The 22,551-nt window shown below is 69.4% G+C and carries 21 protein-coding genes and 2 pseudogenes; 14 read left to right on the top strand and 9 right to left on the bottom strand.

From position 1 onward, the window contains the following. From ACFWP5_RS23945 to catC, 12 genes and pseudogenes are all read left to right on the top strand, one after another. A pseudogene (locus ACFWP5_RS23945) lies at window positions 1-1,038 on the top strand (hypothetical protein); the annotation flags it as partial. Window positions 1,039-1,152: 114 nt separating this feature from the next. Next, entirely contained in the window at window positions 1,153-2,322 is a 1,170-nt protein-coding gene (locus ACFWP5_RS23940; protein WP_384160018.1) for an acyl-CoA dehydrogenase family protein, read from the top strand. Between the two features lie 62 nt (window positions 2,323-2,384). Continuing rightward, window positions 2,385-2,753: a hypothetical protein gene (locus ACFWP5_RS23935; protein WP_384160015.1), complete on the top strand. Its 369-nt coding sequence runs from the start codon at window positions 2,385-2,387 to the stop codon at window positions 2,751-2,753. Beyond that, a complete protein-coding gene (locus ACFWP5_RS23930) occupies window positions 2,750-4,024 on the top strand; it encodes a Rieske 2Fe-2S domain-containing protein (protein ID WP_384160012.1) in 1,275 nt (424 codons plus the stop codon). The genes ACFWP5_RS23935 and ACFWP5_RS23930 overlap by 4 nt, the downstream gene beginning before the upstream one ends. Beyond that, on the top strand, window positions 4,014-4,544 hold the full coding sequence (locus ACFWP5_RS23925; protein WP_384160009.1) for an aromatic-ring-hydroxylating dioxygenase subunit beta: 531 nt from the start codon (window positions 4,014-4,016) through the stop codon (window positions 4,542-4,544). The genes ACFWP5_RS23930 and ACFWP5_RS23925 overlap by 11 nt, the downstream gene beginning before the upstream one ends. After that, on the top strand, window positions 4,541-5,308 hold the full coding sequence (locus ACFWP5_RS23920; protein WP_384160007.1) for an SDR family NAD(P)-dependent oxidoreductase: 768 nt from the start codon (window positions 4,541-4,543) through the stop codon (window positions 5,306-5,308). The genes ACFWP5_RS23925 and ACFWP5_RS23920 overlap by 4 nt, the downstream gene beginning before the upstream one ends. An 88-nt stretch (window positions 5,309-5,396) precedes the next feature. Beyond that, window positions 5,397-6,350: a PDR/VanB family oxidoreductase gene (locus ACFWP5_RS23915; RefSeq protein WP_384160004.1), complete on the top strand. Its 954-nt coding sequence runs from the start codon at window positions 5,397-5,399 to the stop codon at window positions 6,348-6,350. A gap of 53 nt (window positions 6,351-6,403) precedes the next feature. Next, a complete protein-coding gene (hpaC, locus tag ACFWP5_RS23910) occupies window positions 6,404-6,928 on the top strand; it encodes a 4-hydroxyphenylacetate 3-monooxygenase, reductase component (RefSeq protein WP_384160002.1) in 525 nt (174 codons plus the stop codon). Between the two features lie 88 nt (window positions 6,929-7,016). Next, entirely contained in the window at window positions 7,017-8,252 is a 1,236-nt protein-coding gene (locus ACFWP5_RS23905) for an amidase (RefSeq protein WP_384159999.1), read from the top strand. Next, window positions 8,249-9,352, top strand: coding sequence for a mandelate racemase/muconate lactonizing enzyme family protein (locus ACFWP5_RS23900; protein WP_384159996.1), 1,104 nt, complete (start codon window positions 8,249-8,251; stop codon window positions 9,350-9,352). The genes ACFWP5_RS23905 and ACFWP5_RS23900 overlap by 4 nt, the downstream gene beginning before the upstream one ends. A 35-nt stretch (window positions 9,353-9,387) precedes the next feature. After that, entirely contained in the window at window positions 9,388-10,245 is an 858-nt protein-coding gene (catA, locus tag ACFWP5_RS23895; protein ID WP_384159993.1) for a catechol 1,2-dioxygenase, read from the top strand. A gap of 12 nt (window positions 10,246-10,257) precedes the next feature. Next, window positions 10,258-10,536 (top strand): muconolactone Delta-isomerase, encoded by a 279-nt coding sequence (catC, locus tag ACFWP5_RS23890; protein ID WP_384159990.1) that lies wholly within the window; start codon window positions 10,258-10,260, stop codon window positions 10,534-10,536. Window positions 10,537-10,558: 22 nt separating this feature from the next. Here the strand turns inward: catC and ACFWP5_RS23885 are convergent, their stop codons facing one another. The 9 genes from ACFWP5_RS23885 to ACFWP5_RS23845 form a co-directional block, all read right to left on the bottom strand. Beyond that, the gene (locus tag ACFWP5_RS23885) at window positions 10,559-11,443 is read right to left on the bottom strand and encodes a carbohydrate ABC transporter permease (RefSeq protein WP_384159987.1); all 885 of its coding nucleotides are present in this window, start codon (window positions 11,441-11,443) and stop codon (window positions 10,559-10,561) included. Beyond that, entirely contained in the window at window positions 11,440-12,393 is a 954-nt protein-coding gene (locus ACFWP5_RS23880) for a carbohydrate ABC transporter permease (protein ID WP_384159984.1), read from the bottom strand. The genes ACFWP5_RS23885 and ACFWP5_RS23880 overlap by 4 nt, the downstream gene beginning before the upstream one ends. 66 nt (window positions 12,394-12,459) lie before the next feature. Beyond that, complete coding sequence (locus ACFWP5_RS23875; protein WP_384159981.1) at window positions 12,460-13,821, bottom strand: ABC transporter substrate-binding protein; 1,362 nt, start codon at window positions 13,819-13,821, stop codon at window positions 12,460-12,462. Further along, window positions 13,818-15,983: a beta-galactosidase gene (locus ACFWP5_RS23870; RefSeq protein ID WP_384159978.1), complete on the bottom strand. Its 2,166-nt coding sequence runs from the start codon at window positions 15,981-15,983 to the stop codon at window positions 13,818-13,820. The genes ACFWP5_RS23875 and ACFWP5_RS23870 overlap by 4 nt, the downstream gene beginning before the upstream one ends. Before the next feature lie 19 nt (window positions 15,984-16,002). Next, on the bottom strand, window positions 16,003-17,034 hold the full coding sequence (locus tag ACFWP5_RS23865; protein ID WP_384159975.1) for a LacI family DNA-binding transcriptional regulator: 1,032 nt from the start codon (window positions 17,032-17,034) through the stop codon (window positions 16,003-16,005). A gap of 354 nt (window positions 17,035-17,388) precedes the next feature. Next, a complete protein-coding gene (locus tag ACFWP5_RS23860; RefSeq protein WP_384159973.1) occupies window positions 17,389-17,610 on the bottom strand; it encodes a hypothetical protein in 222 nt (73 codons plus the stop codon). A gap of 248 nt (window positions 17,611-17,858) precedes the next feature. After that, window positions 17,859-18,740 (bottom strand): alpha/beta fold hydrolase, encoded by an 882-nt coding sequence (locus tag ACFWP5_RS23855; RefSeq protein ID WP_384159970.1) that lies wholly within the window; start codon window positions 18,738-18,740, stop codon window positions 17,859-17,861. Window positions 18,741-18,778: 38 nt separating this feature from the next. Continuing rightward, window positions 18,779-20,074: a hypothetical protein gene (locus ACFWP5_RS23850; protein ID WP_384159967.1), complete on the bottom strand. Its 1,296-nt coding sequence runs from the start codon at window positions 20,072-20,074 to the stop codon at window positions 18,779-18,781. A 109-nt stretch (window positions 20,075-20,183) separates the two neighbouring features. Further along, entirely contained in the window at window positions 20,184-20,762 is a 579-nt protein-coding gene (locus tag ACFWP5_RS23845) for a TetR/AcrR family transcriptional regulator (protein ID WP_384159964.1), read from the bottom strand. A gap of 229 nt (window positions 20,763-20,991) precedes the next feature. On the opposite strand from ACFWP5_RS23845, the gene ACFWP5_RS23840 reads away from it, so the two are divergent. Together ACFWP5_RS23840 and ACFWP5_RS23835 are read left to right on the top strand one after the other, a co-directional pair. Then, window positions 20,992-21,480 (top strand): DUF4265 domain-containing protein, encoded by a 489-nt coding sequence (locus ACFWP5_RS23840; RefSeq protein WP_384159961.1) that lies wholly within the window; start codon window positions 20,992-20,994, stop codon window positions 21,478-21,480. 210 nt (window positions 21,481-21,690) lie between these two features. Next, window positions 21,691-22,368 (top strand): annotated as a pseudogene (locus ACFWP5_RS23835) (transposase); the annotation flags it as partial. Window positions 22,369-22,551: the final 183 nt, after the last annotated feature.

The following is a 22,551-nucleotide window of genomic DNA, read 5'->3' as shown; positions in this document are numbered from 1 at the left end:
TACTGCGCGAGGTGCTGCAGTTCAGCGCCGCCGAGGTCGCCGACCAGCTCGACACCACCGTCCCGGCCGTCAACAGCACACTCCAGCGCGCCCGCCTTCTTCGTCCACGATGTCCGCCCGGCGCTGCGCCGCGGCCCCAACACCCTGGAAGTCGTCCTGCACAGCTCCGATCCTCGCGCGGTCGTCCTCGTCGATCTGGCGATGGAACGGGCCGGCGACGTGCGGACGGTGGTCAGCGACGCCTCCTGGCGCAGCTTCGTCGACGAGCGGTCGTTCCCGGTGCGGCTACACAGGGGCCAGTGGGGCGAGCCGGCCGCGATCCAACGGATTGCCCGCCCCCATCCGCTGCCCGCCACCAGTTGGCTGAACGGACCTCCCGCGGTGGGCACCGAGACGCTGCGCACCGACGCGGCCCCGGAGGCGGTGGACGCTCCGCAGTGGTTCCGCATGCGCCTGCCGGTCGGCACGGCGCGTGTGCGCCTCCCGGTGCGGGGAACCGCGACGGTACGGCTGGCGGACCGTCAACTCCCCTGCGAAGACGGGCAGATGGTACTCGATCCGCCGCTGACCAGCCCCTCGGAGCTGCTGGTCAGGGTGGAGGGCGCGGGACTGGCCCGCGGTGGTGCCGCCTGGGACGGCCCGGTGGAGGTGGACGTCGCCCCGGGGCCGATCCCGCTCGGCGACTGGGCCACGACACTGGGTCTGACCACCTGGAGCGGTGGCCTGGAGTACCGCTCGCGGGTCCGGCTCACCGCCGAACAGGCGTCGGCACGTGCCGAACTGCGCCTGGGTGAGCTGCGCGGCAGCGTGGAGGTCCTGGTAAACGGCCGATCCGCGGCACTGCTGTTCTGCCGCCCGTGGAGCGCCGACACGACCGGACTGCTCGCGGAGGGCGAGAACGACATCGTGGTCCGGGTGTACAACACCCTGGCTCCTTATCTCCACGCGGTCAGCCCTACCCGGTTCGTCTTCCCCTCCCAGCTCGTCTCCGGACTGCGCGGCCCGGTGGAGCTCCACTTCGTAAGCGAGCCCACGTAAAGGAATCCCCTACACACTCCAGCCAACTCCCAATTGTCGGCCCGCTCCTGCCACCCCTAGCGTGAAAGCACGGCGGGGTCGACAACCGCCCGGCAATACGAGGAGTTTCATCCCATGACGCAGTCGCTGGATTCCCCGGCACCGGTCGATTCCGACGCCCGAGCGGCCTTCGACCGCGTGCTCTCCCAAGTGGCCGAGCGGCGCGCGGAATTCGAAGAGAAGCGCCACGTTCCGCGGGACATGGTCGCCGAGTTCAAACGAGCCGGTCTCTACCGGGCGGGCGCCCCGAAGCGCTTCGGCGGCGACGCACTGCCGCCGGCCGAGTTCCTGCGGCTCATCGAGCGGATATCGGAGGTCGACGGATCGGCCGGCTGGGTGGCCAGCTTCGGCTCGTCCCTCGTCTACCTGGCCGCGCTGCCTCTGGAGACCCAGGCCGAGTTGTACGCCGACGGGCCCGATGTGGCCTTCGCCGGGGGCCTGTTCCCCGTACAGCCGGCCGAACTCGTCGACGGCACGTACCGGGTCTCGGGCCGGTGGAAGTTCGCCAGCGGCTGCAAGGGCGCGGACGTGCTGGGTGTCGGCATCAAGGCGAGCGGGGACAAGGCCGGTCAGCAGAACGCCGGTCGCCCGCTGACCGCTGTCATGCGCCCCGAGCAGCTGGAGATCGTCGAGAACTGGGACGTCATCGGCATGCGTGGCACCGGCAGTCACGACCTGGTGGCCGACGGAGCGCTCGTCCCCGAGGAGTGGACGTTCGTACGCGGCGGCGAACCCACTGTCGACGAACCGCTGTACCGCTACCCGACCGTCCCGTACGCCGCCCAGGTCCTTGCCGTGGTCGGTCTCGGAGTCGCCCGCGCCGCACTCGACCAGGCGATCGCCAGTGGCGGCCGCGCCGGATTCACCGGCGCCCCGAAGCCCGCCGAGCGCGCCACCTACCGCATCGCGGTGGGCCAGGCCGAGGCCCAACTCCGGTCCGCGCGCGCCTTCTTCTACGAGACCACCGGCGAGGTGTGGGCGACGGTGGAGGCGGGAGATCCCGCGACCCCCGAGCAGGCGAGTCTGCTCCGGCTCGCCTCCGCCCATCTCGCGAAGAACTCGTTCGAGGTCGTCCGCGCCGCGTACCAACTCAGCGGCATCCCTGCCATCACCGACGGCAACCCGATGCAGCGCTACCTGCGCGACGCGTCCGTCGTCCCGCAGCACGCCTTCCTCCAGGAGGGCATGTACGACGGCGCCGGCGCCGTCCTCATGGGCGTCCAGCCCTTCCCCGGCTACCTCTAGCCTTCTCGGCCCCCTCCGAGCAGATCTTGTCCGGCCACCCCCTGAAAGGCGGGAACCCCTCCATGCCCCAGTCCGGCGACAAACCCTTGCGCGTGCTCTTCTGCATCGGCGTCAACCAGAACTTCTTCGATCTGCCCACCGGCCAGGGCAAGGCGGTCTGGGACGGCTTCACGACCATGCTCTCCCAGCTCTGGGAGCTGCCCGGCGTGAGCGTGCTGGGCACCATGGACGACGACCAGCACATGGTCGGCCCCTCGGGCTCCTGGCCCTGGACGTCGTACGTCCTCGCCGACGTGACCGACCAGCCGACGGTCGCGGCGGCCTGCAACCTCTTCCGTACCGTCCAGGTCGGCGAGCACGGGCTGTGGCGCTACATGAAGATCGAGGCGCGCGTCGGCCGTCCGCTGCCCGAGCCGGAGGTGACCCGATGACCGTGTCCCCGGAGCTTCCGGACCTCGCCTCGCTCGTCGAGGACGACCGCGTCGCCGGCACCCTCTACACCGGCCCGGAACTGTTCGAGCTGGAGATGGACCGGATCTTCCACCGCACCTGGGTGTGGGTGGCGCACGAGAGCGAGATCGCCAAGGTGGGCGACTTCAAGACGGCCTGGATCGGCCGCCGCCCCGTCATCGTCACCCGCGACCGCCGCGGCGGCATCAATGTCCTCCTCAACCGCTGCCGCCACCGCGGCGCCAGCGTCTGCGACGTCCCCAAGGGCAACGGCAACGGCTTCACCTGCCCCTACCACGCGTGGTCGTACTCCCTTGACGGCACGCTGCGCGGCATCCCCTACCCCGAGGGCTACGAGAACGTCACGGAGAAGAAGGACCTGCCGCTGCAACGCCTCAAGGTGGGGACGTACGCGGGCATGATCTTCGCGAGCTTCAACGACGAGATCGAACCGCTGGAGGACTTCCTCGGCGGGGCGCGGCTGTGGATCGACCGCTTCATGAAGCAGGGCGCGGGCTTCCCGATCAAGGTGCAGGGCGAGCACAGGTTCCGTTTCCAGGGCAACTGGAAGATCCAGCTGGAGAACACGACCGACTGGTACCACTTCCCGATCGTGCACCGCTCCTGGATGTCGTCCGTGGACGCCGAGACCGCGAGCATGCTGTCGATCATGACCGACGAGAGCGCGGTCACCCACGCCCTCGGCAACGGCCACAGCGTGTCCGTCTCCGTCGCCGAGCACGTCGACCTCGATGTCGACGACGGCACCGAGAAGCTCCAGGACCGCTTCGGTCATGTCATCGAGGAACTGTCGAAGGACCTGCCTCCGGAGCGCGTGCGGCGGATCGTTCGCTCGCTGCACGGCGCGGGCTTCAACCTCAACCTGTTCCCGAACGTCGCCATGTCGATGTCCTTCTTCCGGGTCCTGCGCCCCATTTCGGTCGCGGAGACGGAGATCCGGCATGTGGCCCTCGGCCTGGACGGCGGCCCCGAGATCGTCAACCGCGAGCGGCTGCGCATCCACGAGCACTTCCAGGGCCCGTTCGGCTTCGGCAGCCCCGACGACGCCGAGGCCTGGAACCGCGTCCAGCGCGGCGTGACCGGCGGTGTCGACATGCCGATCCTCGTCAACCGGGGCCTCGGCCGCGAGAAGCCCAACGACCTGGGCCAGCCGACCTCCCACGCGACCGACGAGACCGGCATGCGCGAGGCGTACGCGATGTGGAAGAGGATGATGACCGATGCCAAGTGACCTTCTCAGTACGGCAGTTGTGGATGCCGAGCTGCCGCTAGACGATCCGCGCACCCTCGCCGCGCTGTCCCTGATCTGGCGCGAGGCCCGCCTCCTGGATGCCAAGCGGTACGAGGAGTGGGACACGCTGTGGGCCGAGGGCGGGGAGTACGTCGTCCCCATCGACCCGGAGACGACGGACTTCGCCGGCTCGCTGAACCTCGTGTACGACGACGACCGGATGCGCCGGATGCGCATCGAGCGGCTGACTGGTGGCTTCTCCATCTCGGCGACGGCCGCGGCCCGTACGGTCCGCACCGTCTCCCGCTTCACGGTCGCCGCCCATGAGGAGTCCGAGGACTCCATCGAGATCGCCTCGGCACAGATCGTCGTGGGCTACAAGCGCGGCGAGACCTTCGTCCTGGCGGCAGATCTCACGCACCGCATCACATTCACCGACGGCGGTCCCCGGATCGCGCGCAAGGTCGTCCGTCTGATCAACTCCGAGGACGCCGTGACGGCGTCGGGGTTCCTCCTGTGAGCCCGGCGGGGTGGGAGGACGACCAGCCGCGCGTCGTGCTGGTCACCGGTGCGGCACGCGGCCTGGGTGCCTGTATCGCCTCCCGGTTCTACGACCGCGGCTACCGCGTCGCCGTCACCGACCTGGACGAGGAGGCCGCGGTGAAGGCCGCCGCCGCCCTGGACCCGACCGGGAGTTCCGCGGTCGGGCTCGGCCTGGACGCCCGTGACAAGACCGCGTTCGTACGGGTGCTGGACGACCTGGTCGCACGCTGGGGCGCCGTCCACGTCCTGGTCAACAACGCGGGCCTCTCCAAGGTCGAGGCATTGATGGACATCACGCCCGAGAGCTTCGGTTCGGTCGTGTCGGCCAACCTCGACGGCACGTTCCTCGGCTGTCAGGTGCTCGGCGAGTACTTCGCCGAACGCGGATACGGACGCATCGTCAACATCGCCTCGCTCGCCGGGCAGAACGGCGGCACGGCGACCGGCGCGCACTATGCCTCGGCGAAGGGCGGCGTCATCACGCTCACCAAGGTGTTCGCCCGCGAACTCGGGCCGCAGGGCGTGACGGTCAACGCCATCTCCCCCGGCCCGCAGGAGCTGCCGTCCGTCCGCGAGAGCGTCGCCCCGGACAGGCTCGCGCAGATCGAGGCCTCGATTCCCGTACGCCGCCTCGGGCGCCCCGAGTTCATCGCCGACATGGCCGTGCTGCTGGCGGCGGACAACGCGGACTCGGTGACCGGGGCGTGCTGGGACGCCAACGGCGGCCTCTACATGCGCTGAAGCCCTGCACGAGCTGAAGCCCCGCGCCCCTTTGGTTCCGCCTCTTGGTTCCGCCCTTTGGTTCCGCCCCGAATGTGAAGGCAGACGGATGTTCACTGTCACCGTCACCGAGGCCGTCGACGTCACCGACGCGGTCAAGGTCCTCCGGCTGGCCCGCTCCGACGGCAGCCCACTCCCGGGCTACCCGGCCGGTGCTCACATCGACGTGACCGGACCGACCGGGATCACCCGCCCCTACTCACTGTGCGGACCTCCGCACGACGCCGGCGCCTACACCATCGCGGTCAAACGTGAGGAGACGTCCCGGGGCGGCTCCCACGCCCTGCACGACAAGACGGAACCCGGCACGGAGCTGCGCATCGGCACACCCCGGCAGCTCTTCGGCCTCGACCTCGACGCGAGCGAACATCACCTGGTCGCGGGCGGCATCGGTATCACGCCGCTGCTGGCGATGGCGTACGAACTGCTCGCCACCGGTGCGGACTTCACGCTGCACTACGTGGCACGGAGCCGGGCGGAGGCAGCCTTCTCGGACCGGCTGGAGGAGTCCGTGTTCGCCGACCGGGTCGTCCTGCACTTCGGGCACGGCAGGGAGGCGGCGATCCTGGCGCTCTCCGACGCGCTCACGGATCTCCCGGCAAGCGCGCACGTCTACACCTGCGGGCCCCAGGGCTTCATGGAACAGGTCGCCGCGCTCGCGGCCCGAAGCGTGCCGGAGGACCAGATCCACTCCGAGCTGTTCCAGGCGGCGGACCAGCCGGACGCCGCACCCGGCGAGAGCTTCGAGGTCGAACTCGACACCGGCGAGGTCTACACCGTGCCCGCCGACAAGAGCATCGCCGAAGTGCTGGAGGACAACGGAGTCCCGCTCGACACCTCCTGCCGCGAGGGTATTTGCGGCACCTGCGTCCTACGGGTCCTCGACGGCGAGCCCGACCACCGCGACCACTGCCTGACCGCCAAAGAGAAGGCGGCGGGCGACCAGATCGCCGCGTGTGTCTCCCGCTCCAGGTCACCCCGGTTGGTGGTCGAGCTGTGGTGAGCGGGCACGCCGAGCGATGCGCCGGAGTCCGGCGCGGAGAGGAACAGACGACCATGAACGCGTACGACACCCAACGCGCCCCGATTCAGGCGGACTTCCGGGAGGCGATGGCGCACCTTCCCGCGGCCGTCAACATCCTGACGACGGACGGACCGAACGGCCGGTGCGGCATCACCGTCAGCGCAGTCTGCTCGGTGACCGACGACCCGCCGACCGTCCTGGTCTGCGTCAACCGCAAGAGCGCCATGCACGACGTGTTCAACGCCAACGGCCGAGTGTGCGTCAACGTGCTCGGCGGGGACCAGCAGGAGTTGGCGATGCACTTCGCCGGCGCGACCGAGGCGTCCATGGCCGAGCGCTTCACCTGGGACGTCTGGGACCGGACGCATGACGTGCCGGTGCTCAAGGACGCGGTGGTGACCGTGGTCGGCACCATCAAGGACTCCAAGGCCATGGGCACCCACAGCGTGCTGTTCGTCGAGATCGAGCAGATCCGCACCCGGCCGGGCGGCCACAGCCTCGTCTACTTCAACCGCAGCTTCCACCGGCTGGACTCGGCGCCGCCGGTGGCCTGTTGAGGAACAGCCCGTTGAAAGCCGCCCGTTGAGCAACAGCCCATTGAAACGCGCCTGTTGAGGAACACCCCTACTTCGAAAGCAGATTGACGTGCCCTCACTGACCTCCGCCGCGCACGACCCGCGCAAAGCGGTCGACGGCGCGCTGCGACGCCTGGCCGAGACCGAGCCGGACATCCGTGCCTGGGCTCTCGTCGACGCGAAGGGTGCGCGCAGGGCGGCCGAGGGCGTGACGGACGGGCCGCTGCGGGGTGTGCCCGTCGGCGTCAAGGACATCATCGACGTCGCCGGGCTGCCCACCGAGTGCGGCTCCCCGCTCCGGCGAGGGCAAATCGCCACGTCCGACGCCTGGCTGGTGGACCGGCTGCGCCGGGCGGGCGCCGTACCGCTGGGCAAGACGGTCACCACCGAGTTCGCGTACTTCCAGCCGGGCCCGACCCGCAATCCGCACAACCTCGCCCACACTCCCGGCGGTTCATCCAGCGGGTCCGCGGCGGCGGTCGCGGCGGGCGTGGTGCCGTTGGCGCTGGGCTCGCAGACGGCGGGTTCGCTGACCAGGCCGGCGTCCTTCTGCGGTGTCGCCGGGTACGTCGCCCCTGTCGGTGCCTGGTCGACGCGGGGGTTCACCGGGCTCAGCCCGAGCCTGGACGCGCCTGGGCTGCTTACAGCCCGGGTCACCGAACTGGCCGCCGTGGTCAAGGCCGTCGACGGCACCACGGCCGAACTTCCGGACAGCATCAGGGTGTTGATCTGGCCCGGCGCCGAACTGGCCGACATCGACCCGGCGATGCTCGACGCGCTGGACCGCACCGCCAGGGCGCTGACGGCAGCCGGTGCCAAGGCGAATGACCTGGCCGACCAGGTCCGCACACCCGAACTCGCCGAGACCCACGCCACCGTCATGGCGTACGAGGCCGCGCGTTCCCTGGCCGCCGAGGCGGAGCACCCGGAGTCGCTGAGTACGCCCCTGCGCGAACTGCTGGAGCGCGGGCGCCTGACCCCCGAGGGCGAGTACCGCGCGGCACTGGACACCGCGCGCACCGCCCGGGCCCGCGTCCTCGACCTGCTCACCCAGGTCGACGTGATCCTCGCTCCGGCCGCACCGGGCCCCGCCCCTCGCGGGCTGGACGCCACCGGCACCCCCGTGCTCAGCCGCCCTTGGCAACTGCTCGGCCTGCCCGTCGTCACCGTCCCCGGCCACCGTGACCCGCACGGCATGCCGCTCGGCCTCCAACTCATCGGCCACCCCGACCGCGTGGCCCGGCTGCTCGGTATCGCCCGGCACACGGAGGCCCTCATCCAGGAGACGCCCGAGGGCACCCGATGAAAATCACCGCGATCGAGACGATCCCGTACTCGATCCCGTACGTGAAACCCCTTCGCTTCGCGAGCGGTGAGGTGCACAGCGCCGAGCACGTGCTCGTCCGGGTCCACACCGACGAAGGGCCGGTCGGAGTGGCCGACGCGCCACCCCGCCCCTTCACCTACGGCGAGACCCAGCAGTCCGTGATCGGCGTCATCGAGAAGATCTTCGAACCGCAGCTCACCGGCATGGACGTGTTCGCCCGCGAGCAGGTGCACGCCCGCCTGCACCGCACCGTCGGCAACCCGGCAGCCAAGTCGGCCGTGGACATGGCCCTTTGGGACATAGCCGGCCAGGCCCTCGGCCAACCCGTCACCCAACTCCTCGGCGGCTACACAGACAGGATGCGCGTCTCGCACATGCTCGGCTTCGACGCCCCGGAACGGATGGCCGCCGAGGCCGAGCGAATCCGCGACACATACGGCATCACCACCTTCAAGGTGAAGGTCGGGCGGCGGCCGATCACGCTCGACCTCGATGTGTGCCGGGCTTTGCGCGAAACCCTGGGCGACGAGGCCGAGTTGTACGTCGACGGCAACCGCGGCTGGACCGCCTCGGAGTCCGCCGCCGCCCTGCGCGCACTCGAACCCGTCGGCATCACACTCGCCGAGGAACTGTGCCCCGCCGACGACGTGCTGGGCCGTCGCTGGCTCGTACGACAGAGTCCCGTGCCGTTCGTCGCGGACGAGTCCGCCACCACGCCCGCTGAAGTGACCCGCTCCCTCCTGGACGGCGCGGCCACCGCGATCAGCGTCAAGACCGCCCGCACCGGCTTCACCCAGTCCCAGCGCGTGCTGTTCCAGTGCGAGGGGATGGGCGCCGAGGTGGTGATGGGCAACCAGATCGACGGCCAGTTGGGCACCGTGTGCACGGTCGCCTTCGGCGCCGCGTACGCCGCCGCCTCCCGCCGCGCCGGCGAACTCTCCAACTTCCTGGACATGAGCGACGACCTGCTCACCGAACCGGTCACGATCACCGACGGCACGCTCGCCGTACGGGACATGCCCGGTCTGGGCGTCGCGATCGACCCGGACAAGCTCACCCGCTACCGCCAGGACCGCTGAACAGCATTTCCCGACCGGCAAAGGAGCCGCACATCATGTCCGACACCACTCTGAAAGCCACGGCCGCCGCATCCGGCGCCTCGGCCACCGACCGCTTCCGCACCGACAAGACCGTCGCGTCCGGCCAGGCCGTCGCCGACACCGAGCGTGTCAACACCCTTGCCACCGAGCTGATATCCGCCGTGCACGACGTCATCCGCCGGAACCGGGTGACGTACGAGGAGTACAACGCCCTCAAGTCGTGGCTGATCTCCGTGGGCGAGGACGGCGAGTGGCCGCTCTTCCTGGACGTGTGGATCGAGCACGTCGTCGAGGAGGTCGCGGGCGCCGAGCGCAAGGGGAGCAAGGGAACCATCGAAGGGCCGTACTACGTGCCGGGTGCTCCCGGCCTCCCCAGTGTCAGCACCCTGCCGATGCGCGACGACGAGTCCGGCACCCCGCTCCTCTTCCAGGGCCAGGTCACGGGGGTCTCGGGCGAGCCCCTGTCCGGCGCGCTGCTGGAGATGTGGCAGGCCGACGACGACGGTCTGTACGCGCAGTTCGCACCCGGCATCCCCGAGTGGAACCTGCGCGGTGCCGTCGAGACCGACGACGAGGGGCGCTTCGCGGTGCTCACCATCCAGCCCGCCCCCTACCAGATCCCCACCGACGGATCCTGCGGCCAGCTCATCGCCGCCGCCGGCTGGCACCCCTGGCGCCCGGCCCATCTGCACCTGAAGGTCTCCGCGCCCGGCCACGAGACACTCACCGCCCAGCTGTACTTCCGCGGCGGCGAACACGTCGAGGACGACGTGGCCTCCGCCGTCAAGCCGGAACTCGTCATCGACCCGCGGCCGGTGGGCGACGGCGGCAAGCAGGTCACGTACGACCTCGTCCTCGATCCCGCGTCCTGATCGGAGACCGTCATGCTCTTCGCCGTCCATATGACCGTCAACCTGCCCCCCGATCTCGATCCGGCGCTCCGGGCGTCGACCGTCGCCGCCGAGAAGGAGTACGCGCAGGAACTCCAACGCGCCGGCGAATGGCTGCACTTGTGGCGCTGCGCCGGTCAGTACTCCAACCTCAGCGTCTTCGACGTCGCCGACAACGACCGGCTCAACGAACTCCTGTGGGGCCTGCCGCTCTTCCCGTACATGGACGTCACGGTGACCCCGCTGGCCCGGCACCCGTCCGCCGTCCGCTGACCGCTGCCTCTCCTCGCCTCGGTCAGTCCTTGACGGCGCCGGTGGCCAGCCCGCTCTGCCAGTAGCGCTGCAGAAGGAGGAACGCCGCGACCAGGGGGAGGATCGAGACGAGGGAGCCGGTGACGACGATCGAGAAGAGGGCGTGGGCGCCGCCCAACCCGCCTGCCTGGGACTGCCATTGGGCGAGTCCGATGGTCACCGGGTACAGCTTCGGGTTGTTGAGCATGATCAGCGGCAGGAAGTAGTTGTTCCAGCTGGCGACGAGCTGGAAGAGCAGGACCGTGACGAATCCCGGCAGCATCAGCCGGAACCCCACCTGCCAGAAGGTACGCAGGGCCCCGGCGCCGTCCATCCGTGCGGCGTCGAGGAGGGTGTCGGGCACCGCACCGTCCGCGTACACCCGCATCAGGTAGATGCCGAAGGGGCTCAGCAGCATCGGGATGATCACCGCGAGCGGGGTGTTGACCAGGCCGATCTTGCTGAACAGCAGATACGTCGGGATGGTCAGCACCGTGCTGGGCACCATGATCGAGCCCAGCACGATGGAGAAGAGCAGAGTGCGGCCCGGGAAGCGGAACTTGGCGAAGGCGTAGCCGCCCAGCGCCGACAGGAAGGCCGAGCCCACGGAGCTGATCCCGGCGTAGAGCGCGGTGTTGAGCAGCCACCGGCCGTAGATGCCGCCGTCGTAGGTGAAGACGTCGTGGAGGTTGCCGAACAGGTGGAATCCGCCGCCGAACCAGAGCCCGAACGTGGAGAAGAGGGACCCGTTGTCCTTGGTGGCGGAGACCACGAGCCAGAACAGCGGCAACAGGAAGTACACCAGACAGGCCAGCATCACCAGGGTGAGGACATTGCTGCGGCGGGGCGTCGAGGAGGACGCGGAAGCGGGAGTGGTGTTGCTCGTCATGACCGGCGGGCCTTCCGTTGGGACGCGAGCTGCACGGCGTAGGAGACGACCACGATCACCGCGCCGAGCAGGAAGGAGACGGCCGAGGAGTAGTTCACTTCCTGGTTGGTGAACACCAGCGTGTACGCGTACATGTTCGGGGTGTACGAGGTGCTGATGGCCTGCGGCGCGAGCGCGGACAGCAGCTTGGGCTCGTTGAAGAGCTGGAAGGTGCCGATCACCGAGAAGATCACGCTGAGCAGCAGGGCGGGCCGGATCGCGGGGATCTTGATGTACCAGGCGACCCGGAACGCGCCGGCGCCGTCCACGGCCGCCGCCTCGTACAGCGTGGGCGACACCGACTGCAGGGCGGCGAACATGATGATCATGTTGTAGCCGACGAACTCCCACGTCACGATGTTGGCGAGGGAGGCGAGAATCCAGTGCGGGGAGAGGAAGCCTGGCGTGTCCAGGCCGACGCCCCGGGCCAGTTGGGCGAACGGCCCGAAGTCGGGACCGTACAGATAGCCCCACATGAGCGCGGCGATCACGCTCGGGATCGCGTACGGCACGAAGATGCCCAGCCGGATGAGGCGCGGGAAGCGCAGCCGGCCACTGTCCAGGGCGAGGGCGAAGAGCAGTGAGGCGGCCAGCATGACCGGCACCTGGATGACCAGGAACCGCGCCATCCGCAGCACGCCCTCCCTGAACAGCGGATCGTCCAGCGCCCGCCGGTAGTTGCCCAGTCCGGCGAAGACGTCGCCGCCGACCAGCTGTGACCGGAACAGGCTGAGGTAGCCCGCGTAGCAGAGGGGGACCACGAGCAGCGCGGCGAACAGGACCATGAAGGGGGCGACGAACCCGTACGCGGTCAGCGCCTCGCGGGTGGAACTCCGCCATGGGCGGCGGGACTTGGGGACGACCGGCGGCGGGACGCGGTGCGCGGCGGCCGGTGGGACGGTCTGGCTCATGTCGTACCTTCCCCCGGCCCCCGCGGACACCGGTGGTGGCGTCCACGGGGGCACGGTGTGCTCCGGTCAGCTGCCGCCGACGGTGAAGCCCTGTTGCTTGGCGTATGTGGTGACCGAGTCCTGCCATTGGGTGAGCGCGGCGGTGAGATCCGTCTTACTGGTCATCGCCTTGCCGACGGTGTCGTTGAAATTGCTGAAGACGTAGTCCTGGACGGGGCTCCAGGTGAAGTCCGTGCTGACCGTCTTGGAGATGTCGGAGAAGACCTGGTTCACCTTCTGCCCGCCGAAGAACGGCAGGGAGGTGCTCAGGAAGGTCTGGTCGTCGAGCAGCGCCGTCGTGGCGGGGAAGAGCGACTGCTTGGAGGCCAGCATCTTCGTCGACGCGGGGTCGCTGTTGAGGAACTCCGCGAACGCCGCGGCCGCGGCAGGGTACTTGGTGCTCTTGACGACCGCGCTGGTGGAGCCGCCGGTGTTGCCCGAGGCGGACTCCCCCGCGCTCCACTGGGGCAGCGGGGCGACGCGCCACTTGCCGGATGTTCCCTTCGCGGTGCCCTGGAGGAACAGCGGGCCCCAGGCGGCGGTGAGCCAAGTGGCGTACTTGCCGCTGGCCAGCCCGCGGTACCACTGGTCGGTGAAGTCGGCGTCGGTGGAGACCGCGCCCGACTTGACCAGGCCGCTCCAGTAGTCGGACACCTTCTTGGCCGGCGCGTCGGCGATGTTCACGTCGAGGCTGGTCCCCGAGCTGCCCTTGAACGGCCGTGACCCCGCCTGCCAGAGCAGACCGGTGTAGGACGCGCCGTTGCTCGGCGACATGTCGGTCAGATACGCCTTCGGGTCGGCCTTGTGGAGCTTCGCGGCAGCGGTCGCGAACTCCGCCCAGGTAGTGGGGACCTTGATGTGGTACTTGTCGAAGATGTCCTTGCGGTACAGCATGCCCATCGGGCCGGTGTCCTGTGGGATCGCGTAGACCGAGGAGCCCTGCGAGACCTGACTCCAGGCCCAGGGCAGGAACTTGCTCTTGACACTGCCCGCGCCGTACGGGGCCAGGTCGAGCAGGCTCTTGGTGATGGTGAAGGAGGAGACCTCGTGGGCCTCCAGCTGTACGACGTCGGGGGCCCCGCTGCCCGCCTTCAGCGCGGTACGCAGCTTGGGGTACTCGGCGGCGGGCTGGCCGGCGTTGACCACCTTGACCTTGATGTTGGGGTACTTCTTCTCGAAGAGATTGACCTCGGACTGGATGCCGTCCACCCAGCTCCAGAACTCGATCGTGGCCGGCTTCTTCAGCTCGGCGGCCATGTCGACGGACTTGGTGCCGTTGCCGGACCCGGCCGTCGAGCCGCCGGAGCAGGCGGCCAGCACGAGCAGGGCGAGCCCGCCCGCCGCTGTGGCGAGCAGGCGCGAACGCCTGCCCCTTGTCGGAGACCTCATCGTCTCTCCTCCTGTCTGTTCCCGGTGATACCGGTGTCCCGCTCGACGAGCACCCGGACATCCCAAGCTCCGAGTGAAAACTCCGATCCGGCTTCGAGCGCTTCGCCGGAAAGCAGATCCATGGCGGGTACGGGCAGCCGCACGGGCACCGTCTCCCACGACCAGTTGCTGACGAACCGCAGCCGCCGTCCGTCGGCCGCGCGGGCCCCGGTCACGGTCACCGAGGCGGGCCGGGCCCGCCACGGGTCCTCGGGCAGGGTCGTCCTCGCGACCCAGCCGGCCAGTTGGCGCGCCAGGGCGGCATCGGGCAGGGTGCCGAGATAGGTGACCCGGCCGGCCCCGTGCTCGTTCGTGACGGCGGCGGGCCAGCGGCCCAGGTGCGGATGGTCGTATGTGGCCAGCGGCTTCGCGGTGTCCGGTACGAGGGCGTCCGCCCAGGCCGTCGCACGGCCGTCGAACCCTCCGTCCGGTCCCGTCACCCGCACCGGCTCGGCCAGGTTGCTGTACTCCAGGTAGTGCGCCCCTACGGCCTCACGCAGCACGCCGGGCATGACCCGGGGGCGCGGCCTGGCCTCCTCGTCGGCGTACCCGGAGCGGAAGGTGAGCAGGAGGTGGCCGCCGTGGTGCGCGTACCGCTCCAGCAGTTCCAGGAGTTCGTCGCTCGCCACATACAGGGCGGGCACCACCAGCACCGGCCAGCGGGCGGCGAGCGCGGCGGCGTCCGTCCCCAGTTGCCTCGGGCTCAGTACGGCGGCCTGGAGCCCGGCGTCGAACAGGCCCTGGTACAGGGTCGCGACGACGCGGTCGTATGCCGTCCGGTCAGGGTCGCCGCCGGTTCCCGCCGCGATGGGCGGCTGGAACTCCAGCGCCCACTTGCTCTCCAGCGAGTACAGGATTGCGACATCGGCCTCCGGTTCAAGACCGGCCAACGTCTCCCCGGCCCGGCGGAGTTCGGCGCCGGTGCGGCTCAACTCCTCGTAGCAGCGGCCCGGTTCGAGACTGTGCCCGAGGACTCCGCCCCAGTGGGTCTCCAGGCCGAAGTGCAGGGTGTGCCAGTGCCAGTACTCGATCGCCGAGGCCCCACGGGCCACCATCGCCCACACCGCCTGGCGCCACTGGCCGTCGTACGCCGGGTAGTTGACGTGCGACTCGCCGATCGACTGGGCGTGCGTCTCGGTGACGAGGAAGGGTTCGCGGCGTATCCCGTACGACAGGTCGGACTTCAGGTACAACGCCGAGGCGCCGGACCAGGGCAGCCACCACGGGCGACCGGCCGCCGGCGGGTCCGCGGGGGCCGGGTGCCGCAGCCCGTCCTGCATCGGGAAGTAGATGTTGGTCGCGGTCACGTCCAGCCGCGAGGCGAGCTCGACCTCGTCGAGGGCTTTGCGGCCCAGGTCGATGCAGGTGGTGACGAACTGCCCGGGGGCCGCGAGTTCCCGCACGATCCGGGCCTGCCAGCCGATGAAGTCGGTGGTCAGGTCCGCCTGGTAGCGGCGCCAGGCCAGGTCGTACGACGGGGTGGTGTTGCCGTCGGGCGTCCACAGCTGCGACCACTCGCCGATGCGGTGCGACCAATAGGTCAGCCCCCAGCGGTCGTTGAGAGTCGCCACGTCGCCGTAGGTGGTCCGGAGGCGGTCGACGAAACCCTGGAACACGGCGGGGTTGTGGAGGATCTCTATCCCGGGCTCGTTGTCCACCTGCCAGCCGATGACCGCCGGATGGTCCGCGTAGCGCGGGACGATCTTCCTGATGACCCGTTCGGCGAGGTACCGGAAGGCCGGGTGGCTGAAGTCCGCGTCCTGTCTGCCGCCGTACGGAGCGGGCCGGCCGGTGGCGCGATGTGCCGCGGTCTCCGGGTACTTGCGGCGCAGCCACGGCGGGACGGCGTAGGTGGGCGTCCCGATGATGACCGCGATGTCCCTGGCGTGGGCCTCGTCCAACACCGGCTGGAGCCAGTCGAGTTCGAAGCGGCCGTCCTCGGGTTCCCAGGTGGACCAGACGGATTCGCCGACGCGGATGACCGAGAATCCGGCCTCGGCCATGAGGTCCAGATCGGTGGTCAGCCGTTCGTACGGCTGGTATTCGGCGTAGTAGGCGGCTCCGAAGAGGATGCGCCGAGGGAGATCGTTAACGTTAACATTCTTGGTCGGACGTGAGTTCATGAGTATCGGTTCCCCCGTGTCAGTTCCGGGCCGCCGGGCCCGTGCTGGCACGTACGACGAGTTCGGGCTCGACCACGGTCAGGCCGTCCCGCACCGCGGCGCCCTCGATCTGGTCCACGAGCAGGTCGAGGGCGAGTCGGCCGGCCTCGTCGAAGTCCTGCCGGACCGTGGTCAGCGGCGGCCAGAAGTACGCGGCCTCCGGGATGTCGTCGAAGCCGACCAGGCTCACGTCGCCCGGCACGTCGAGACCTGCCTCACGCAGCGCGAGGAGCACACCGAGAGCCATCTGGTCGTTGGCGGCGAAAACCGCGGTGACGTCCTTGCGGCGCACCAGGCGCCGACCCTGCTCGTAGCCCGACCGCGCGGTCCAGTCCCCGCGCAGCGGCGCCGGCGCCTTGCGTCCGGCCTCGGTCAGGGTGGTGCGCCAGGCGGTCTCGCGGGCCTGAGCCGACGGCCAGTCAACGGGTCCCGCGACGTGCCACACGGTGCGGTGGCCCAGCGACAGCAGGTGCTCGGTGGCCCGGCGGGCGCCCGCGTGCTGGGCGATTCCGACCACCGGGGCGGACTCCTGCTCGATGTCGACGTCCACCACGACCACCGGTGTCCCCTTCGTCAGGTGCCGCAGCGCCCCCGCCGCCCAGTCGTGCGGGGCGGCCAGGATGACCCCGGCGAGCGACTCCGACATCAGGTCACGCATCACCTCCTCGCCCGAGTTCTGGCCGGTGGACTCCAGCGTGGTGACCCGCACGGTGTAGCCCGCGTCGCGGGCCGCCTGCTCGATGCCGAACAGCGTGGTCGCCGGGCCGTACAGCCTGGTGTCGAAGCCGACCACGCCCAGCACCCGTGACCTGCCGGTCACCAGCGCCCGCGCCATGCTGTTGGGCCGGTAGCCCAGCTCCGCCACGGCCGCCAGAACCCGCGCCCGGGTACTGTCCTTGACCCCGGCGTGCTCGTTGAGCACCCGCGAGACGGTCATCGCCGACACCTCCGCCAGCCGGGCCACGTCGCCGAGGACCGCGGGGCGTCCGCCCCGGTCAGTTGACGACGTCATAGGGCATCACTTGGAGATCGCTCCCTTTGTTTCTGTGGTGTTGCGCTGGACGTTAACGTTAACAAGGCCTCCGATTCAAGACCCTTGCGGGGAAACTCACCTGGCAGTTCGAGAGCCAGGTTGCTCTCATCGGGGATTCGGCTCGACGTTCCTCCTTCACGACGAGGCGCCCCTCGACAACGGCTGTTGCGTTCAGGCCCAGGCGGCAGCCTCGGCCTGAACGCTGTCCGCGGCCTGCGCGGCTGCGGATGGTCATCGCAAACACGCCTCTGCCGATGCCTGTCTGGTTCGCGGGCAGCCCGGCCATGATGAGGGTCGACAGCACACCGAGCTGAAGCCCGGTGCCGATCCCGGTCACGACACCCTCGGCGATGTACTCCCCCAACTGGCCATGCGACAGTGCCGTCCCAGGAATCCGACGGCGACCAGCGCAAACGTGCTGGTTACGGTCGAGCGTGCGCTGACGGCGCGGGCCAGGCAGCCCGCAACCGTCGCGGCCAGGAACATGGCGACGGTCGTGGGCAGTCCGATCAGTGCGAGGCCGAGAGTGCCCAGGCCGAAGCCGAAGCTGAACATCTTCGGGTGTGAGTGGTTGAGGTACGGAGAGTGCCGCCAAGATTGATCTTGCTGGAGTTGGCCTACCTCGTCGGCGCTTCGAGCTGACGGGGCACGGCGCCGGCGCGCAGCTCGCGCAGGTCCGGGATGTGGCTCTAGAAGGGTCCCGGGGAAACGCCCGGCAGGTTGACGATCGAGGTGATCGAGCGGCCGGGCCCCCTCGCCCTGCCGGAGCGCTTCGGATCGCCGACCTCGGCGGCCGGGTGCCGTTACTGGTGGGCGGCCAGGAACGGCAGGACGACATCGGCCATCGCGTCGGGTACTTCCTCTGCCAGGTCGTGGCCGGCGTCGAAGACGTGTCCGGTGACATCCTGGGCCATGAGCCGCATCTGGGCCTCGTTGCGGTCGCCGATGAACGCGGATCCGCCGAGGGCCAGGACCGGGATGTCCAGCTTCTTCTGTGCGGTCTGCCGGTTCTGCTCGGCGTCGACGAGCATCGCGCGGTAGATCGAGAGCATCGCGCGGATCCCGCCGGGCATGGAGTAGCAGCGCACGTATTCCTCGACCGCGTCGGCGGTAGCGGTGTCAGGGTGGCTGCGCTCGTACTTGATCATGTAGGTGATCAGCTCGCGCTCGTGTCCAGCGATCAGCATCTCGGGTACGTCCGGCTGGAAGTAGAAGCCCAGGTGCCACAGGTGCATGCCGGCGGAGACGTTCTCGGGGGTGAGGGCGGTGTGGTCCTCGAAGCCGAATCCGGGGAACAGGGCCTCGGCGAACACGAGAGCGGTGACGCGGTCGCGCCGGCGGGCGGCGAGCTGGTAGCCGATCACCGCTCCCCAGTCCTCGCCCACCACGGCGTATGTCTCGTGTCCGAGGTGGGTCATCAACTCGGCGATGTCGTCGCTCATCGTCGCGGAGTCGTAGCCGTCCGAGGGGCGGGCGGAGTCGCCGAGACCGCGAAGGTCCGGCACGACGACGGTGTAGTGGGGTGTCAGCTTGGGGACCAGGTGGCGCCAGTGGTAGCTGGTCTTGGGCACGCCGTGCAGGAGTACCACCGCGGGGCCGGACCCGGCTGTGCGGTAGTGCAGACTCGTTCCGTTCACGGCGGCACGGCCCGTGCGGACGGGAGTCCCTTCATGGTCGAACATCATGTTTCCGAACCTTTCTGGTGCACTTCGCGATACGGGTGTCAGTGGGCTTGCGGAGGGTCGACGAGAGTCACCAGGCGGCTCGGTCCGGTGCCGTCCGCGGGTGTCCGGGCAGCGGAACGGTCGGCGGGACGCAGGGTGACGTTCTCCGGGTAGAGCCGGCCGAGCAGGGCCAGTACGAAGAGGTCGTCCTGACCGGTGGCGTCCAAGGTGACGTCGCCATCTTGCGTCCACACCAACCCCGGTGCACGCAGTGCAGACCACACAGCCGCGGTGCGGGGCGCGGCATCGGAGTACGCGTCACCGGCGGCGGGGTCCGGTCGGTGGGCGAAGCGGTGGCCGCGCAGGGCCTGGCCGAGGTCCACGCGGGCGGTGGCGCCGTCGTGGGTGACCTCGATGTGGGCGGTGCGGGTCCCGCCCGCGACCGGCCCGGTGCCGGTACGGACGGTGAGCGGCCCCGGTGCGGTGTTGGCGGGCGGCAGGTCCTCGACGAGGGTGCGGGGGGCTGCGTAGTAGTCCTGCACCTCGGCGACGTACGTGACGGTGTCGTCGGCGGCCGGATCGGTGCGCCAGGTCAGCAGGTACCGAGGTGCGGTCAGGGGCGGCTGGCCGATGGCGGCGGGCAGGGCGGTGCCGCCGCCGGCCTCGAAACCGTAGCCGGCCGGGCCCGATGTGCCGGTGACGACATGGCGGGCGAAGTCCACGATGCTGGAGTGCCGGATCTGGCGGACCAGGAGTTCGGTGAGGAACGCGTCGCGGGCCGGTTCGGCGTGCCGCAGCCCGGTCGGGGTGATCAGGAGCGGCACGTCCTGCCAGTTCGTAAAAGGCAGCAGGGCGTCGCGCAGCAGGACTATCTGGTGCAGCCACTCGTTGTAGAGCTGCATCGTGACGGGCCCGCCGCGCCGGCCGCGGAGCAGATCGGCCGCGGACGGGGTGAGCAGGTGACCATAGCAGTGGCTGCGGACGACCAGTGGTCCGGCGGGCAGCGGTATCCGGCCGATGAGCAGCCTCTCCAGGGCCGAGGTGGCCCAGGAGGCGAGCTCCCGGCCGATCGTCTCCGCCTGCGCACCCAGCTCGCGCGCCGCCCAGGCGCTGTCCGGGCCGATGGCCAGCGGCAGAGAGGTCTCCCGGGTGCCGAGAGCGAGTGTCGCGCGGATCTGGTCTTCCAGCACCTCGCCGTCGGCGATGGTGAGGGCGTTGTCATCGATGATGCCCTGCAGTAGCGGCTCGGTGGCGGTGAAGAATTCGCCGGCTGTCAGGGTGGTGCCGGCCGCGGGGAAGCTGTTCCAGCGGCTGCCGCCGAGAGCGGGTGTGTTCGGGGTGGGCGCGAGGGGCATGGGTCCTCCTCAGTAGTCGATGAAGTGATGGTGGATGTCGCCGAATCCCGCGCTCGCGGGATGCAGACTCTTTCTGGATCGACCGATACAGTTTGCGGGTATGAAAAAGTCAGCCGAGGGCGACCAGGGCGACCTCCACGAGGGGTTCGAGGGCGCGGGCATCCGGGGTGATCTTCGAGGAGACCAGCAGTCCGTTGAGGAACGTGACGAGGTAAGCGGCCAGCGTGTACGGGTCGTGCCGCGCCGCGATCTCCCCCCGCTCCGCCGCGACCCGCAGCACCTCGGTGAGCGCGTCCCGACTGGCGTCCTGCATGTCCCGGACGATGCGCCGGATCGCCGCACTCTTCGGCAGGCGCTCACAGGCGGCATTGACCGCCAGACAGCCCCGGCCGTCGTCCTCAACGGCGATCCGGACCCGCTCGACCAGCATCGAACGGATCACCGACCGGGCATCCGTCCCCTCCTCCAGACTGCGCAGAGCGGCCGCCGCGAGGGTGGCGCGGTAGTGCTCCAGCGCCGCCCGGTACAGGCCCTCCTTGTCGCCGAACGCGGCATACAAGGATCCCTGCCCGATCCCCAGTTGCTGGGTCAGTTCGCGTACCGAAGTGGCCTCATAGCCGCGCGTCCAGAACAGTTCCATGGCGCGGCTCACCGCCACCTCGGTGTCGAACTCCCGGATCCTTGCCATGACTCCACCGTAACCCATCTGGATCGATCGCTCAAGAAAAGGCCCTGTGGCCCGACCGTGCGCTGACCCACAGCCCCTGCTTCCGGGCTTCCGGGCTTCCGCGATCGGGAAGCCGCGAGGATCGGCCCGTTTCCCAGACGCTTGTCTTTTGACCTCAAGCACGCGCGTGACAGCTATGGTTGATCGCCCGTCTCAGACCCGGTGCCGGGCCAGTGTTGCCGGTCGGCGCATGATGACCGGCGTGGAGAGCGCGGTCGAGAAGATCAAGGTCTGGTTCCGGTTTGTCCCTCGTGAGGGGTGGTTCCCGCAGGACACCGAAGGGCTGTGGGCGACGAAACTCAGTGATGACACGGCCAGGGTGCAGAACGCCCCCTTCCTTCAGGACGGGGTGGCTGAAGGAGATGTGGTGCGGTACCGGACCGACTCCGACGGGCTCCACTGGGCCGCCGGGCGGGTCAGTTCTTCGGGCAACTGCACGATCCGTGTGGTGCCCGTGCCCACCGGCCCTCTGGGACGGAGTCCGCAGACGGTGCACCAGCGCTTTTCGGCATTCAACCTCGGAGGCGAGGTCTTCAGTGAGGACTTCCCCATGGTGGCCTTCACCGCGCCGGCCGGCGCGGATTTCGCCGGGATCAAAGCCCTTCTGACACAAGGTCAAGAGGAAGGCTGGTGGCACTACGAAGTCGGGCGTGGCACCGACGAGTGGTGGAACGCCTGAGCTTGTCTCTCGACCTCTGACCTCGAACATCGAGTCGCGCAAATTCACTCACCTGGGCATTCGCCGGGCAGGCGGACGGCCCCCGTACGAGCATGCGTCCCGCCACGGAATCACGTTCATACGAAGGCCGCAGAGGTGGGTGTGCTGCACCACGATGCCAGGCGGGACGCTTTCGACCTCACGTCCCACTTTCGGGAGGACTTCTACGCGGGCGAGCTGGACGCCGAGACTGCGCAGGTCACCGACCGCTACGGCACCGCTCAAGCGATGGCATGGGACCGCATCCATCCCCGGCTGACCACTCGCTCGGCCTGGATCGACCACGAGGGCGAACTCCCCATCATCGAGGGCACGCTGATCCGCCTCCAGGTCGATCACCTGCCCTGCGGCCAGGACCCGCTGCCCGTATGGCTGTGGTCCTCCAAGACCGGCATGACCAGCATGACCAGCATCGACGTCGACCTACGCTGGCAGGCGTTCCTCAGGCGCTTCGATCTGGAGCACACCTTCCGATTCGCAAAGCAGACGCTTGGCCGGACCCGTCCCAAGCTCCGTCCGACCGAGGAGGCGGACCGGTGGATGTGGCTCGTGATCGCCGCCCACACCCAGCTCCGCCTGACCCGCGCAGCCGCCGCCGATCTCCGCCGCCCATGGGAGAGGCCGGCCGAGCCCGCGAGGCTCACTCCGGCCCGTGTCCGCCGAGGGTTCAGAAACATCCGTCCGCACTTGCACTGTCCGGCCCGTGCACCAAAACCCTCAACTCCCGGCCCCGGGCGACCGCTTGGCTCGAAGAACCGGCGGCCCGCCACCCGGTACGGCGTGGGCAAAACGACCAGACGCCCGGCGAGTATCGCTGAACGTAATCAGCTCAAAGTTCGCAAAACATAAGGACAAGCAGAGTGCGTGCTTCTGATCCCCCATGCCCTCTGACCGCCCTGGCGAGGGACGCGACGCGGCGTGGTCACTCCGGCCGGCGGCCGGTTCACGGGCGGGGGCGACCCAAGCGCCAAGGACGGCCCTCGGTGGTCCCAGCAACACCCCCACATGCACGGTCTGGCCGCACTGTCCTAT

The organism is Streptomyces sp. NPDC058469, assembly GCF_042721125.1.
Taxonomy (GTDB): domain Bacteria; phylum Actinomycetota; class Actinomycetes; order Streptomycetales; family Streptomycetaceae; genus Streptomyces.
This window is presented reverse-complemented; position numbering and strand designations above follow the sequence as displayed.